The sequence below is a fragment of the Pseudomonas fluorescens genome (assembly GCF_902497895.1).
Lineage (GTDB): Bacteria > Pseudomonadota > Gammaproteobacteria > Pseudomonadales > Pseudomonadaceae > Aquipseudomonas > Aquipseudomonas fluorescens_BP.
The window spans coordinates 63936-79285 of the sequence record NZ_CABVHQ010000001.1 but is presented as its reverse complement, the minus strand read 5'-3'; the positions used below and the strand labels follow the sequence as shown (position 1 = coordinate 79285).

At 49.3% G+C, this 15350-nt stretch carries 13 protein-coding genes; all 13 read left to right on the top strand.

Translation table 11 applies throughout. From position 1 onward, the window contains the following. Positions 1 to 199: 199 nt before the first annotated feature. Positions 200 to 1276: a dTDP-glucose 4,6-dehydratase gene (rfbB, locus tag F8N21_RS00305; protein WP_150640196.1), complete on the top strand. Its 1077-nt coding sequence runs from the start codon at positions 200 to 202 to the stop codon at positions 1274 to 1276. Beyond that, on the top strand, positions 1273 to 2166 hold the full coding sequence (gene rfbD / locus F8N21_RS00300) for a dTDP-4-dehydrorhamnose reductase (RefSeq protein WP_150640195.1): 894 nt from the start codon (positions 1273 to 1275) through the stop codon (positions 2164 to 2166). Before rfbB ends, rfbD begins: the two co-directional genes overlap by 4 nt. After that, positions 2166 to 3065 carry a glucose-1-phosphate thymidylyltransferase RfbA gene (gene rfbA, locus F8N21_RS00295; protein WP_150640344.1) on the top strand — a complete coding sequence of 300 codons (900 nt, stop codon included), beginning with the start codon at positions 2166 to 2168 and terminating at the stop codon, positions 3063 to 3065. The genes rfbD and rfbA overlap by 1 nt, the downstream gene beginning before the upstream one ends. Before the next feature lie 339 nt (positions 3066 to 3404). After that, positions 3405 to 4454 carry an LPS O-antigen chain length determinant protein WzzB gene (locus F8N21_RS00290; protein WP_150640194.1) on the top strand — a complete coding sequence of 350 codons (1050 nt, stop codon included), beginning with the start codon at positions 3405 to 3407 and terminating at the stop codon, positions 4452 to 4454. Between the two features lie 360 nt (positions 4455 to 4814). Further along, positions 4815 to 5393, top strand: coding sequence for a transcription termination/antitermination NusG family protein (locus tag F8N21_RS00285; RefSeq protein ID WP_224788144.1), 579 nt, complete (start codon positions 4815 to 4817; stop codon positions 5391 to 5393). Between the two features lie 165 nt (positions 5394 to 5558). Then, positions 5559 to 6701 carry a non-hydrolyzing UDP-N-acetylglucosamine 2-epimerase gene (gene wecB, locus F8N21_RS00280; RefSeq protein ID WP_150640193.1) on the top strand — a complete coding sequence of 381 codons (1143 nt, stop codon included), beginning with the start codon at positions 5559 to 5561 and terminating at the stop codon, positions 6699 to 6701. 47 nt (positions 6702 to 6748) lie between these two features. Further along, positions 6749 to 8017 carry a UDP-N-acetyl-D-mannosamine dehydrogenase gene (gene wecC, locus F8N21_RS00275; protein ID WP_150640192.1) on the top strand — a complete coding sequence of 423 codons (1269 nt, stop codon included), beginning with the start codon at positions 6749 to 6751 and terminating at the stop codon, positions 8015 to 8017. A 196-nt stretch (positions 8018 to 8213) separates the two neighbouring features. After that, on the top strand, positions 8214 to 9467 hold the full coding sequence (locus F8N21_RS00270) for an oligosaccharide flippase family protein (protein ID WP_150640191.1): 1254 nt from the start codon (positions 8214 to 8216) through the stop codon (positions 9465 to 9467). 94 nt (positions 9468 to 9561) lie between these two features. Next, a complete protein-coding gene (locus tag F8N21_RS00265; RefSeq protein WP_150640190.1) occupies positions 9562 to 10701 on the top strand; it encodes an N-acetyl sugar amidotransferase in 1140 nt (379 codons plus the stop codon). Beyond that, entirely contained in the window at positions 10698 to 11306 is a 609-nt protein-coding gene (gene hisH / locus F8N21_RS00260; RefSeq protein WP_150640189.1) for an imidazole glycerol phosphate synthase subunit HisH, read from the top strand. The genes F8N21_RS00265 and hisH overlap by 4 nt, the downstream gene beginning before the upstream one ends. Continuing rightward, complete coding sequence (locus tag F8N21_RS00255; protein WP_150640188.1) at positions 11307 to 12086, top strand: AglZ/HisF2 family acetamidino modification protein; 780 nt, start codon at positions 11307 to 11309, stop codon at positions 12084 to 12086. Between the two features lie 113 nt (positions 12087 to 12199). Beyond that, the gene (locus F8N21_RS00250; RefSeq protein WP_150640187.1) at positions 12200 to 12970 is read left to right on the top strand and encodes a hypothetical protein; all 771 of its coding nucleotides are present in this window, start codon (positions 12200 to 12202) and stop codon (positions 12968 to 12970) included. 10 nt (positions 12971 to 12980) lie between these two features. Continuing rightward, positions 12981 to 15116: a bi-domain-containing oxidoreductase gene (locus F8N21_RS00245; protein WP_150640186.1), complete on the top strand. Its 2136-nt coding sequence runs from the start codon at positions 12981 to 12983 to the stop codon at positions 15114 to 15116. Positions 15117 to 15350: the final 234 nt, after the last annotated feature.

Sequence of the window (15350 nt, the reverse complement as noted above, 5' to 3'; positions counted from 1 at the left end):
TGCCTGTCTATATCCGTTAGTAAATATGTCTTTAAACTGTAAAATGTTGCGCCTGTCCGAGAGCTCGGAGATACCACTGTGTGTTTCGACTCGGCACGGACGGGAGACAGGCTATGGTTGATGCAGTAGCCTTTGCATTCATGGATTAGATGGCGCTCGATACAGAGCACTTTCAGCAACTCAAGGGTATGGTCCTCGCGTGAAAATTCTAGTTACCGGCGGCGCCGGGTTTATTGGCTCTGCAGTCATTCGCCACATCATCTCGAATACCGCAGACTCTGTAGTAAATCTGGATAAGCTTACCTACGCCGGCAATCTTGAGTCTGTGGCAGAAGCGGCTCAGAGTGAGCGCTATGTGTTCGAACGCGTGGATATCTGCGATCGCGACCAGGTTGATCGCGTCCTGCGTGAACACCAGCCCGATACGATCATGCACCTGGCAGCAGAATCCCACGTTGATCGCTCGATCTCTGGCCCTTCCGAGTTCATACAGACCAACATCATCGGCACCTACACCTTGCTGGAAGCCGCTCGTCAGTACTGGAGCGCTCTGGATGACGTGCGTAAGGCCAGTTTCCGCTTCCACCATATTTCCACCGACGAAGTCTACGGAGACCTCGAAGGTCCGGAAGACCTCTTCACCGAAACCACCCCCTACCAGCCAAGCTCGCCGTATTCGGCCAGCAAGGCCAGCTCCGATCACCTGGTTCGTGCCTGGAACCGCACCTACGGCCTGCCGACCCTGGTCACCAACTGCTCGAACAACTACGGCCCGTGCCACTTCCCCGAGAAGTTGATCCCGCTGATCATTCTTAATGCGCTGGAAGGCAAACCACTGCCGGTCTACGGCAAAGGCAATCAGGTTCGCGACTGGCTCTACGTCGAAGACCACGCCCGTGCCCTGTACAAAGTCGCGACCGAAGGCGTCATCGGCGAGACGTACAACATCGGTGGCCATAACGAAAAGCAAAACATCGAAGTCGTGCACACCCTCTGCGCGCTGCTCGATGAGCTGCGCCCGGATTCCGCGCATCGCCCTCATGCCAGCTTGATCACCTATGTTCAAGATCGCCCTGGCCATGACCAGCGCTACGCAATCGATGCCAGCAAGATCCAGCGCGAATTGGGCTGGGTACCGGAAGAGACCTTCGAGACCGGAATCCGCAAAACCGTCGAGTGGTACCTCAACAACACCGAGTGGGTAGCACACGTGAAAAGTGGCAGCTACCAGCAGTGGATCGACAAAAACTACAGCGACCGTTCGAGCCAAGCATGAAAATTCTTTTACTGGGCAAGAACGGCCAGGTCGGCTGGAAACTGCAGCGCTCACTTTCGCCACTGGGCGAGGTGATCGCTCTGGATCGCCACAGGGTCAATGGACTATGCGGCGACTTGTCCGACCTTGACTCACTTCGAGCAACGATTCGCCAGGTCAAACCTGATCTTATCGTCAACGCCGCGGCTTACACCGCGGTGGATAAAGCCGAATCAGAACCTGAACTGGCAACCCGGGTAAATGCCCTGGCGAGCCAGGTCATGGCCGAGGAGGCCTTGGCCCTTGATGCCTGGCTGATTCATTACTCGACGGACTACGTGTTCAGCGGTGATGGGCAAAAACCATGGCGAGAAGATGACGCCGTTGCACCCGTGAATCACTACGGCGCAAGCAAGCTCGCTGGCGAGCAGGCCATTATCGCTTCGGGCTGCAAACACCTGATCTTTCGCACCAGTTGGGTCTACGGCGCTCGTGGCAACAACTTTGCCAAGACCATGCTGCGTCTGGCCAGGGAGCGGGAAACCCTTAGTGTCATCGCAGACCAGATCGGCGCACCCACCGGTGCGGATCTGATCGCAGACGTAACCGCGCTAGCCATTCAAAAAGTCATACAGCATCCAGAACTCGGAGGCATGTATCACTTAGCGGCGAGCGGTGAAGTGTCATGGTACGGCTATGCTAGTCATGTGATCGAATTCGCCCGCAGCCATAGTGAACAACTGGCGGTGACGGCCATCAATCCGATCGACACCACGGCCTATCCAACACCTGCACGTCGCCCGCTGAACTCACGCTTGAACACTCAGAAGCTGCGTGACAATTTTTCTCTGCACTTGCCGAATTGGCAACGTGGCGTAACCCGAATGCTAATGGAAGTTCTCGATAAATGATCAACACGACAAACCGCAAAGGCATCATCCTCGCAGGCGGCTCGGGCACGCGTTTGCACCCGCTGACCCTCGGCGTTTCGAAGCAGATGCTGCCGATCTACGACAAGCCGATGATCTTTTATCCGCTGTCGGTATTGATGCTCGCGGGCATGCGCGAAATCCTGATCATTTCCACCCCTGAAGACTTGCCGTGCTTCCGCAAGCTGCTGGGTGATGGCAGCCTCTATGGCATCCAGCTGACCTACGCTGAACAGCCGAGCCCGGACGGCCTGGCGCAAGCCTTCATCATCGGCGAAGAGTTCATCGGCAAGGACCCATGCTGCCTGATTCTGGGCGACAACATCTTCTATGGTCAGCACTTCTCGGACAAACTGCATTCGGCCAGCAGCCAGGAACACGGCGCGACGGTTTTCGGCTATCACGTTTCCGATCCGGAGCGTTTTGGTGTGGTTGAGTTTGATACTTCGGGTCGAGCCTTGAGCATCGAAGAGAAACCCCTCAAGCCGAAATCCAATTACGCTGTAACCGGTTTGTACTTTTACGATAACCGGGTCGTTGAAATAGCGAAGAACATCACACCGTCCAATCGGGGCGAACTGGAAATAACCGACGTAAATCGTGCTTATCTGGAACAGAATACTCTCAACGTCGAAATGCTGGGGCGCGGCTTTGCGTGGTTGGACACAGGTACCCATGACTCTCTGCTCGAAGCCAGCCACTTTGTGCATACCATCGAGCAGCGTCAGGGCCTCAAAGTAGCCTGTCTCGAAGAAATCGCCTTTAGTAACGGATGGATCACAGTGGAGCAATTGAGTCTTCAGGCTGATCGATTGAAAAAAACCGGTTATGGCCAGTATTTGCACAACCTTGCACGGGCTGTTCTCGGCTTGAAGCAATGAAGCCTGTGATTTATATGTTGCAATATTTGAGAAAGTGCGGAGCGAGTGAATTGTTATGTCCTGCCCTACGTCAATCAGCTTTGGAGCACACTTCAATATTCAAACTACGTTCCACAATTATATAAACTTTGCTCGAGCGGTGCTTGTTAAATGGGTGAGGGGGATATCACAGTCTGTTTTGACGCAAAAAGGAATGGATTGCACCGTGAGTTGTAAAAAACGTGCGTATGTGGACAAGGAAATGGATTCTGAGGCCTGTCTGCGGAAGTATTTATGCTGAAATAAGGACCTCATCAATAGCATTGATAGGTTGTGAAATCTAATAAAAGGTCAGTTTTTATGCAAAATAGTCCCGTGGAGCCCGGTAGCCTGCAGGAGATCGATTTCAGAGGCGTTCTCAGGATATTGTGGAAACAAATATGGTTGATGCTCGGTGTTGCAGCCATTACAACAGTATTTGCGGTTATCTATGCGCTCACGAGCGCGCCAGTCTATGAGGCGCGAGCTTATGTGATACCTCCGACACAAAATGACATCGCAAACTTTAACTACGGTCGAACCAACGATTCAGAACTCACGCCGTACAGTGTCAAGGATATCTATGGTATTTTTGTCCTGAACTTACAGTCTGAGTCATTGCGGCGCAAGTTTTATGAAGATATGTATCTCCCGATACTGAGCAGCAGCGAACGTGAAGGATCACAGGGTTTGCTGTATTCAGAGTTCACAAAGAAAATTTCTGTGGTGCCGCCAAGTAAAGATGCGCCGGACCGCTATCTGGTTGTCGCTCAGAGCAGTGATCCGGAGCGTGCTAGAGAGTGGGTTGACACCTATGTCAGACGTGCAGGCGAGCGTGCAGAAAACGAGATGATTAAAAACGTAGCGCGTGAAGCTGAAGTACGAGCTCGCAGCCTCAATCAGCAACTTCATACGTTGCGCGAAACCGGTAAAAAGAATCGCGAAGACTCAATCACCAAGTTGCGCGAGGCGTTGCATGTTGCAGAAGCGATCAATCTGGAAAAGCCCCCAATCATCACGGGTAACCCTTCCGTAGAAATTGCGGGAAGCATGGAAGGGCAGCTGATTTATATGCGCGGGACCAAGGCGCTCAACGCTGAGATTAAAAATCTCGAGGCTCGGGTTTCTGATGATCCTTTTATAGGTCGCCTCAGAGACCTTCAAGCCAAATACAGCTTTTACAAGGAGCTTGAGACAAGGCCTCAAGATGTAGCGGTTTACCGCTTCGATGGTGTGGTCGAGCACCCTGATAGGCCGGTCAAACCAAAAAAATCTTTAATAATTTTGCTTGGATTGATCTCAGGTCTGGTTCTCGGCGGTGTAGTGGCGGTGTCTTACCAAATCTTCGTCAGAAGAGAGGGAATCCGCTAGGTATTGCTGGTCGGCTTCAGGTTTGTCTGGATGTAACGAGCAATGATATTGGGCGCACTGGCCGACATGAAGTGTGCCCTTTGCATCTATAGGGTTGTCGCTAGCTGTCTTGTAGCGGCGACGACGGCAAGCAGCTCTCATCATGGCGGTAGGGGGATAACAGATCATCGATTTTTGTAGTTAGCACCGTTGCGAGTAGAATGTCGAAGAAATCTGCAGGGTTACGATCGGAGAATGGTGTCAGCGTCACGTTTTTTACCTGCAAACGGGTGGGGATACAAGCCCATGTGATGGCGAACGAGAGTGGGGTCGGTTTCAGTGAACGGCTTTCATCGACATTGCATGTGCGCGACTGATCCCATGGAAGCGACCATTTGTGATATGTGTACGGATATGAACATTCATAGTGCGGCGAGCGACCTAAACGCTCCTCGAGAACAGACCTGGTATCTGATTCAATGCAAGCCTCGTCAGGACGGACGTGCGGAGGAGCACTTGATTCGCCAAGGCTATCAATGCTTCCGGCCCACCTGTTGCCGTGAAAAATCGGTGCGAGGGCAGCACCAGTGGGTGACCGAATCGCTCTTTCCAGGTTACCTGTTCATAAATCTACCTAACGATGCAAATTGGGTCCCTTTGCGGTCGACTCGAGGTGTGAGTAAAGTGGTAGGTTTCGGCGGTAAACCTTTGCCAGTCAGTGATCCGCTCATCGTCGAACTACAGCACCGGTCGGCACAAGCTTCTACATCAACGCTAAACGTCGATGATAAACTGAATGTTGATGGTAGTGCTTTTTCAGAGCTGGACGTCATTTTTATGACATCGGATGTGAAGAAGCGTGCACTACTCTTCATAGATTTCGTTTCTCGCCAGCAGACCTGGCGTAAAAACGGACGGGTGGCAGGTTCCATAAAGCGTAGATGCTCACATTTCAAATAATGGTGAGAACGCTTGACATAGCGGTACACATCGTTTTCAGGGAACTGACGTCAAATCCTGGGGCGGTAGCGTGTTTGAAACACCGTTCCAGTGCCGTGCGATTCATCAAAAATTTGAACTCGTCAGCATGAACAAATTTCAATTTCCCATAGTGTTGGTAAAAAAATGCCCTTAAAAGTACTTTCTGTATTTGGAACCAGGCCTGAAGCAATAAAGATGGCTCCCCTTGCGCTGGCGCTCGCAGAGGACAGACGTTTTGAGTCGAAAGTTTGCGTCACCGCTCAACACCGGCAGATGCTGGATCAAGTGCTGGACCTGTTTGCCTTAACACCCGAATATGATCTGAACATAATGCAGCCCGGGCAGGATCTGAACGCGGTGACAACCGCGATTCTGCAGGGTATGAAAAACGTCTTCGATGATTTTAAACCCGATATTGTTTTGGTTCACGGCGACACTGCCACAACCTTTGCGACTGCTTTGGCCGCCTATTACCAGCAAATTCCAGTCGCTCACGTTGAAGCCGGTTTGAGAACAGGAAATCTTTATTCCCCCTGGCCGGAGGAAGGCAATCGCAAGCTGACCGGGGCGCTGGCTGCACTGCATTTTGCCCCAACAGAAAATTCCGAGCGTAACCTTCTCAAAGAAGGCGTCAATCCAGAAACCGTGTATATAACCGGTAATACGGTTATTGACGCCTTGCTCGATGTAGTCAAGAAACTTGAAGAGTCGAGTTTTTTGAAAGCTGGTCTGGAAGAGCAGTTTTCGTTCATTCGAAGCGGAAAAAAGGTGATCCTGGTGACTGGGCATCGCCGCGAAAGCTTTGGCGGCGGATTTGAACGTATCTGTCACGCGCTGGTGGATACGGCCAAAGCATTTCCCGACGTGGAAATTGTTTATCCCGTGCATCTGAATCCCAATGTCAGAGAGCCGATCAACCGGCTATTGTCAGGCATAGACAACATTCACCTGATTGAACCGCTAGACTATTTGCCGTTCGTTTATTTGATGAATCAGTCTTTTATCATTCTGACGGACTCCGGTGGAATCCAGGAAGAGGCGCCATCGCTTGGAAAGCCAGTGCTTGTCATGCGAGAGACAACCGAGCGTCCGGAAGCCGTTGAGGCAGGCACCGTAAAACTGGTTGGCACTGAAACACGCACAATAGCTCAGCATCTGGAGCTATTGCTTTCAGATACAGCAGCCTACGAAAGCATGAGCTTTGCTCATAATCCGTACGGGGATGGCAAAGCTTGCCAACGTATAATCGAAGTGCTGGCTAACTTTCCCGTCACTGTAAAAATTTAATATATCGGAATCGGGAGATTTTAACTCCCAGGAATTGAAGGGCGGGCATCGTGTTTAAGACTATCTCAGTTATTGGTTTAGGTTACATCGGTTTACCCACTGCTGCCGTTTTCGCATCGCGAAAAATCAAGGTAGTTGGGGTGGATGTGAACAAACTCGCAGTTGATACCATCAACAAAGGGATGATTCATATCGTTGAACCGGATCTTGATATTGTGGTTCATGCCGCAGTAACAGAGGGCTACCTGCGTGCAACCCAGACCCCTGAGCCAGCTGATGCGTTTCTGATCGCGGTGCCAACCCCATTCAAGGGCGACCATGAACCTGATCTTTCGTATATCGAGTCAGCGTGCAGGGCCATTGCACCGGTACTGAAGGCCGGCGATCTGGTGATCCTGGAGTCCACCTCACCTGTTGGCGCGACGGAGCAAGTGGCAAACTGGTTAGCTGAAATGCGCGCCGATCTTACTTTTCCTCAGACCCATGGAGAGTCGTCCGATATCCGTGTTGCTCACTGTCCCGAGCGCGTCTTGCCAGGACATGTGCTGCGAGAACTGGTACAGAATGATCGTGTGATTGGTGGGATGACCGCTAAATGCTCCGAGCGTGCGGCCAAACTTTATCAGTTGTTTGTAGAAGGCGAATGTGTAATCACCAACGCTCGAACAGCCGAAATGTGTAAACTTACCGAAAACAGTTTTCGGGATGTGAACATTGCGTTTGCCAACGAACTTTCGATGATTTGCGATAAGCTAAATATCAACGTCTGGGAATTGATTCGATTGGCGAATCGCCATCCGAGGGTGAATATTCTTCAACCCGGCCCAGGCGTCGGTGGGCACTGCATCGCTGTAGACCCTTGGTTCATCGTCAGTAAAACCCCTGAAGAAGCTAAAATTATTCGTTGTGCACGCGAAGTGAACGACGCAAAACCTGAATGGGTTATTGATAAGGTCAAGCTGGCCGTTGCGGAATATCTGCAGTCCAATCCAGAAAAAACAGCAAAAGAAGTCACGGTGGCGTGTTTCGGACTCGCTTTTAAACCCGATATCGACGATCTGCGCGAAAGCCCTGCGGTCGCGATCACCAAGCGCATCGCTCACGAACACCCAGGGCGTGTATTCGCAGTAGAACCCAACATTTCGGAACTGCCGGCTACACTCGACGAAGTTGTGGAGTTCAAATCGGTAGAAGACGCTTTGAGCGAAGCCACTATTGTGTTGATGTTGGTTGACCATAAGGTGTTCAAAGAACTGCCTCCTGCTCGTTTGGGTGCAATCAAGCTGATTGATACGCGCGGTGTCTGGAGTAAGTGAAGTAGTACGTCGTCATGGTTTAGTTGCAGTCAGCTGCAACAATCTAAATGAGCAGTACCTTGGCGGGTACTGCTTTCTGTGTGTTTGCGAAGTGCAAAATTAACGATACAGTTCGCATTTAGTAAAGACGAGGGAGGTGAAAGGACCAGTTAATAAGCAGGAAAATATAATTAAATAACTTACTTTGATTCGAGATATGACATTGTTGCGAAAAGACCTAACAAATATAGCCTCGCTAGCTTGCATTCAAGGCGCAAACGCAATTCTGCCTATCTTCATTTTTCCGTATGTACTGCATTTGTTCGGTTCAGCCAAGTTTTCAGATCTTGTTGTGTCCGAAGCCGTATCGCTCATTATTCTTGCTGTCGTGTTGTACAGTTATGAAGTCAATGGCGTTTCGCGAGTCGTGAGTTCATACGCGCGTGGCGGAATTGCCGCGGCTTCCAATGTATATTGTGAAATCTTTTTTTCAAGAATCATAATTTGGCTTGTCTGCGCGATCGCGGTGCTGATTTCCGGCTTTTTTTTGCAAGAGCAGTTTTTCTTTTCATTGTTATGCTGGATGCTGGTGCCGTTGAGTTTTATCTTTCAGTCAACCTATTTCTATCAGTCGATCGAGAACAATCTTCCGGTCGCAGTTTTTACATTGATAAGTCGTTTGTCCTGCTGTTTGGTTGTGTTTCTCTTTTTGAAAGCAGAGGATCCTGTCTATTTCCTGCCGTTGATAGTAGGTGGATGTTATCTGGCGGGTGGACTTGCCTCATCGATCTATTTAAAAGCGGCGCTGGGTTTGAAATATATCAGTGTGTCGTTCTCTCGCCTCTGGGAATGTTTGCATGAGGGTAAGGATATTTTCTTCGGGAACATCGCCGTTGTTTTGTTCAGGGACTCCAATTTGCTGGTGTTGAGTTTTTTCTCGGTGAGCCCCGCAGCCATAGCAAGCTATTCCGTGGTCGAGAAACTCATCAAGGCCTTCCAGGCGCTCATTAGGCCGCTCAACCAGTTTTTCTTCACCAGGGCGATTCACTCGTTGCGTGACGAAAATGCGCCCGGTCCGGGCGCTTTTGTCAAGGTGATGAAATTGACCTGGATGCAGTTGGCTGCCCTTGCGACTATTCTTTCGGGGTTTATTATCATATGGCTTATGTTTAATGATTACCTGGAATTTTTGAGATCCTATCCAAACAAACAGCTTATGGCCGGGCTGTTCCTATTTATGACGATTGGCGTCTTCTTTGGAGTTGCCAATTTCATGTTGGGAACAGCGGGCTTGAACAATTTGAATTCGAAGAAATATTATGCCAAGGTTTTGATATTGACGGGCGTCGTAACAGTGTCCGCTTGTGTGACATTGACGAGCATATGGGGCGTTTATGGCGCAGCAATCAGCTTTGTTCTAGGTGAATTGATTCTGTTCACCCTGATTACAACAAAATACCTAAAAGCTTGAGGCTGAAAATTGACTTGCAAAGTCTTGTTTTAATGTCTCGAAGTATAATTCAGGCATGTAGCGTGCCGACTTGTCAAGTGTACTCGGAGTTAGCATGAGTAAAAGACCCTATCAAATTTGCACAAACTGTGTGATGGATACAACAGACGAAAATATTGTATTTGATGACAAAGGCGTTTGTGATCACTGCAACGGCTACCATCGTGATTTACTTCCTCATTGGGATACAGGTCCCAAGGGAAGGCAGCAAATCACCGAGATTTTCGAGAAAATCAAAGCGGATAGTAAAGGCAAACCATTCGATTGCATTATGGGCATGAGTGGCGGGCTGGACAGTTCGTATTTGCTGCATATTGCCGTTAAAGAATTTGGTTTGCGCCCGCTGGTTTTTCACGTAGATGGCGGCTGGAACTCTCAGTTGGCAGTGCATAATATTGAGGTTATCGTTGAGAAACTGGGCCTTGATCTGTACACCGAGGTTATCAATTGGGAAGAAATGAAGGATTTTCAGAGAGCTTTTTTCAAGGCCTCTGTTCCACATCTCGATATCCCTCAGGACCACGCTTTCATCGCGACCCTGTACCACTTCGCCAATAAGCACGGGATCAAATACATTCTGAATGGCGGAAACTATTCAACTGAGTGCGTCAGGAATCCATTGGAGTGGATGTACTACGGTACTGATATGTGGCAGTTGAAAGACATTCATAAAAAGTTTGGCGAGCGCCCGTTGGTGGACTACCCACTGAGCAGTATCTGGTTTCACAAGATTTATTTGCGTTTCTTCAAGGGTGTCAAGGTGATTAAGCCCTTGAACTACGTGCCGTATATTCGTTCCGAAGCGATCGAGACGCTGTCTAGAGAATATGGCTGGAAGTCGTATCCTCGTAAGCATGATGAGTCAAGATTCACGAAGTTCTACGAAGGTTACTGGTTGCCGACCAAGTTTGGTTACGACACAAGGAAGATCCAGTATTCGAGCCTTATCCTCACCGGGCAGATGACTCGTGAAGATGCGTTGAATAACCTGGCCCAGCCGGCGTACGATCCGGAGACAGTGGATCAGGATTTTGAATACATCGCGAACAAACTGGATATGACTGTTCCCGAGTTAACAGCATTGATGGAATTGCCAAACAAGTCCTATCGCGATTACAAATCTCAGCGCTATCTGTTTGAGCTTGGGGCGAAAGTCATGCATATGTTGGGCATGGAAAGGGCAGTCAAGAGATGATTACTGTTGTTGATTATGGTCTCGGTAATATACTGTCGTTTATAAATCTTTATAAACGGCTGAATATCGAATGTTGTGTTGCAACGTCTTATCAGGACCTTTCCGGGGCGAGTAAAATAATATTGCCTGGTGTCGGTTCGTTTGATCACGCGATGATCAGTCTCAATCGTTCCGGTATGCGTGAAGCGCTGGATGATTTGGTACTGGACAAAAAAATTCCGGTATTGGGCATCTGCGTAGGCATGCAGATGCTCGCCAACTCTAGTGATGAAGGCGAACTACCTGGATTGGGTTGGGTACCCGGCACCGTTAGAAAGTTTGATATCGAGAAAGTAAAGCAACTGCCTCATATGGGGTGGAACGATGTCGTGCCTTTGCACGCAAGTGGGCTATTCAAGAACTTTCTGGAAACTCCAAAATATTATTTTCTGCATTCTTTTTATTTTGAATGTGCTGAACGCGATCATGCGCTTGCGTCCTCCACGTATGGAGAGGAATTCACGTGCGCGGTCAATGCCGGTTCAGTATACGGCGTGCAGTTTCACCCGGAAAAGAGTCATCACTTCGGCGTTAACTTACTGAAGAACTTCTCGGAGTTGTCATAAATGCTACGGCCCAGAATAATTCCGTGCTTGCTTATTCGCAATAAAGGTCTTGTCAAGACTGTCAAGTTCAAAGACTCCAAATATATTGGCGATCCTCTCAATGCGGTCAAGATTTTTAATGAGAAAGAAGTCGATGAGCTGATCGTTTTAGATATCGATGCATCAGCAGAAGGTCGTGAACCCGACTACGCGTTGATAAAGAAAATGGCGATGGAATGCCGTATGCCATTCTGCTATGGCGGAGGCATTTCCACTGCCAATCAGGCACGCAAGATTATCGGATTGGGTGTCGAGAAAATTGCCATCAGTTCGGCAGCGATCGAAAATCCTGCTCTGGTAAAGGAAATTGCTCAGGAAATTGGTAGCCAAAGTGTTGTTGTCGTTCTGGATGTCAAGAAGAAACTCTTGGGCGGGCGATACGATGTCTGGATTAACAATGGAAAGAAGAATACTGGCAAGTGCCTATTGGAAATGTGTAGCGAGTTGCAGGAGCAGGGTGTTGGAGAAATCGTGATCAACTCCATCGATTACGATGGCGTTATGAAAGGCTACAATCTGGACGTTGCTGGAAAAGTCCACGACAAGGTTCATGTACCGCTGACAATATTGGGCGGGGCTGGCTCAATCGACGATATAGGTGCGTTGATCAACAAATTTGGAGTAGTGGGTGCTGCGGCGGGCAGCCTTTTTGTATTCAAGGGCGTGTATAAAGCTGTGTTGATAAATTACCCAACATTTGCTGAGCGGGATTCGTTGCTGGATCGTTATTTCCCAAAATAATTTTGGTTTTTTCATCGGTATGTACAGATCAAATTGACCGGAAATTTTAATTTAAGCAGGCTGACATGAGAGTAGCGATAGTTTGTGTTTGTTATAATGCGTACGATCATCTGTTGAATCTCGCAACCTCTCTAAGCGAATCGCTTTCTCGTGCGAAAGACATAAGTTTTACCTTTGTGATCGTTGATAATTCAACGAAGGAAATAGATGAGCAGGTATTGGTGAGCGTTTCAGCCATGAACTTCACAACGCACTACCTGAAGTCGGACAATGTTGGGTACTTTCCAGGATTCAAGAAAGGAACCGAGTTGCTGGGTTCTTTGCTTGATTTCGACTGCGTCGCCATTTCAAACGTCGATTTGACCGTGCGCGCGGACTTTTTTGAATCGCTGAAAACTCAAATTAATGCGGTCTCTGATGAGACTGGGATTATAGCGCCTGCCATCCTTTCCAAAGGCCGCGGAGGTGATTTGAATCCGAAGACTTTATACAGACCAACGCGTTTTTCCCTGTTGAAAAATATTTTCATTTTCAAGCGCCTCTGGTTGTTGAAGATCTATCGAAAACTTTCGGATTTGAAAGTTAAAAGCTCCATCGGCTCTCTGGCTGCGGGCGAAAGCTTCTATTCCCCCCACGGCTCATTTATTTTATTTACTAAACAGTATTTTTCACAGGGCGGCTCGGTCGACTATCCGCAATTTTTGTTTGGTGAGGAGGATTTCGTCGCTGAGCAATGCCTGAGAGTCGGTCTAAAGGTTCAATACCAACCGAGTATAACGATCATTGACGATGACCATGGCTCTACTTCCCGCGAGAAGCTCGAATTTATCGCGAGCGAACATGTAAAGTCCCTTAAATATATTGTCGACACTTATCATTCTTGACGGTGGTTTTATGAAGCAGATTTTGCAGGATATGGCGAAGGGTGAAACCACTATTACGGAGGCTCCCTCGCCCCAGGTTTCACGCGGTAGCGTTGTAATCAATACGCGTGTGTCGTTGATCTCGGCGGGTACCGAGCGCATGTTGGTTGGATTTGGCAAGGCCTCATATCTGGAGAAAGCGCGCCAGCAGCCCGACAAAGTAAAAATGGTATTGGAGAAAATTCAGACCGATGGCCTTGTCACTACGCTCGAGGCTGTCCAGTCCAAGCTTTCACAGCCCTTGCCTTTAGGCTATTGCAACGTAGGTGTCGTCCACGAGGTAGGGGCGGGTGTCGACGGTTTCAAAGTCGGTGACAGGGTGGTCTCCAACGGACCTCACTCTGACGTAGTAAAGATATCGAAGAACCTGTGCGCCCTTATTCCTGATGAAGTAGGCGACATCGAAGCTTCGTTTACCGTTGTCGCGAGCATTGGTCTGCAAGGCATTCGGCTCGCCGAGCCCACGTTGGGAGAGGCTTTCGTCGTCATAGGGGCCGGTTTGATCGGGCTTCTTACTGTGCAACTGTTACGTGCACAAGGTTGCAGAGTCCTGGCGATTGATTTTGACGAATCAAAACTTGCTCTTGCACGCCAGTTCGGAGCGAGCACCTGTAACCCGGCCAAAGGTGAAGATCCGGTTGGCGCAGGGATGGCGTTCAGTCGCGGCAACGGGGTCGATGGAGTCATCATCACTGCGTCGACAAAAGCGAGCGATCCGGTAACTCATGCGGCTCGAATGTCTCGCAAGCGTGGGCGCATCATATTGGTCGGCGTAACGGGCCTGGAGCTTAATCGCGCTGATTTCTATGAAAAAGAACTGAGTTTCCAGGTTTCGTGCTCATACGGCCCAGGCCGCTATGACCCGTTATATGAAGATAAAGGCCAGGATTACCCGATAGGTTTTGTTCGTTGGACTGAACAACGTAACTTCGAAGCTATCCTCGACATGCTTGCCGCAGGGCAGCTGGACGTCAAACCGCTCATCAGCCAGCGATTTGCGTTTGAGGACGCGGCCGAAGCTTACAAAATGCTCACCGAAGACAAATCCGGTTTAGGCATTTGCCTGGAATATGCATCCGATGTTGCTGAGCGTGGAATCAGGACTGTTGTACTTGACTCATCCAGCGCCTTTAATGCGCAGCGTCCGGTTATGGGTTTCATTGGTGCAGGGAACTATGCTTCACGCATGTTGATTCCAGCATTCAAAAATGCCGGGGCGCAGTTTCATACAATCGTTACCGCTGGTGGCGTGAACGGAGTCATTCACGGAGCAAAAGCCGGTTTCGCAGTTGCTTCCACTGATGTGGATGGAATGCTGGCTGATTCGACAATAAACACGGTAGCGATCGTTACTCGTCACGATAGTCATGCACATTTTGTGAACAAGGCATTGACTGCGGGGAAAAACGTCTTCGTCGAGAAGCCGCTGGCAATCACCCATTCAGAACTGGACGAGGTGCAAGCCGCCTATACAGAGGCCCATTCGGGCGGCAAAGGGCCGCAACTGATGGTCGGTTTCAACCGACGCTTTTCCCCTCATGTTGTGAAGATGAAGGAATTGTTAGCCTCGGTCAAAGAGCCGAAAACGTTCCTCATGACAATGAATGCGGGTGCCATTCCAGCGAATCATTGGACTCAGGACAATGCTGTTGGAGGTGGTCGAATTATTGGCGAAGCATGCCACTTTATCGATCTGATGCGATTCCTTGCCGGTAGCAAAATCATTTCGGTGCAAGCTCGTCGAATGGGCGATACACCTGGTGTTGATATTACTGAGGACAAAGCCTCGATAACGTTGGGATTCGAAGATGGTTCATTCGGCACCATTCTTTACGTGGCCAATGGTGCCTCCAGCTTTGCCAAAGAGCGCGTCGAAGTTTTTGCTGCCGGGCGCGTTCTTCAGTTGGATAACTTCCGTAAACTTAAAGGGTTTGGCTGGCCAGGGTTCAAGAAACTAAATCTCTGGAAACAGGATAAAGGCCAGAATGGCTGTGCGGCTAGCTTCATGAATGCGATCGAAGCGGGGGAAGCTGCCATTCCTGCTGATGAAGTTTTTGAGGTAGCACGGATTTCTATTGAAGTAGCAGAGTTATTGCGTAATCAATGATGCGGCTATTCATAAAAATTTCATCCATCCTCTCTCTGGGGATTCCCAATCTGATCCGGGTTTTTCGGTACAGAATGGGAATCAAACTCGGGATCAGCCCTGTACTGCGTCTTCACGACGCTGTACAGCTGGGGCCTTTTTTTGTTGAGCGCGATTATCCTCCATCAGATATTGCGCTACCCACTCACTGGGCGACAACGGCGTTGCTATTCAGCTATTGGCCATATCCGATAA

Excerpts from the sequence above, each read along its gene's own strand:
- rfbD (WP_150640195.1), top strand. The coding sequence starts at position 1,273 with ATGAAAATTCTTTTACTGGGCAAGAACGGCCAGGTCGGCTGGAAACTG.
- hisH (WP_150640189.1), top strand. The coding sequence starts at position 10,698 with ATGATTACTGTTGTTGATTATGGTCTCGGTAATATACTGTCGTTTATA.
- F8N21_RS00285 (WP_224788144.1), top strand. The coding sequence starts at position 4,815 with ATGGAAGCGACCATTTGTGATATGTGTACGGATATGAACATTCATAGT.
- F8N21_RS00255 (WP_150640188.1), top strand. The coding sequence starts at position 11,307 with ATGCTACGGCCCAGAATAATTCCGTGCTTGCTTATTCGCAATAAAGGT.
- F8N21_RS00290 (WP_150640194.1), top strand. The coding sequence starts at position 3,405 with ATGCAAAATAGTCCCGTGGAGCCCGGTAGCCTGCAGGAGATCGATTTC.
- F8N21_RS00270 (WP_150640191.1), top strand. The coding sequence starts at position 8,214 with ATGACATTGTTGCGAAAAGACCTAACAAATATAGCCTCGCTAGCTTGC.
- F8N21_RS00265 (WP_150640190.1), top strand. The coding sequence starts at position 9,562 with ATGAGTAAAAGACCCTATCAAATTTGCACAAACTGTGTGATGGATACA.
- wecB (WP_150640193.1), top strand. The coding sequence starts at position 5,559 with ATGCCCTTAAAAGTACTTTCTGTATTTGGAACCAGGCCTGAAGCAATA.
- F8N21_RS00245 (WP_150640186.1), top strand. The coding sequence starts at position 12,981 with ATGAAGCAGATTTTGCAGGATATGGCGAAGGGTGAAACCACTATTACG.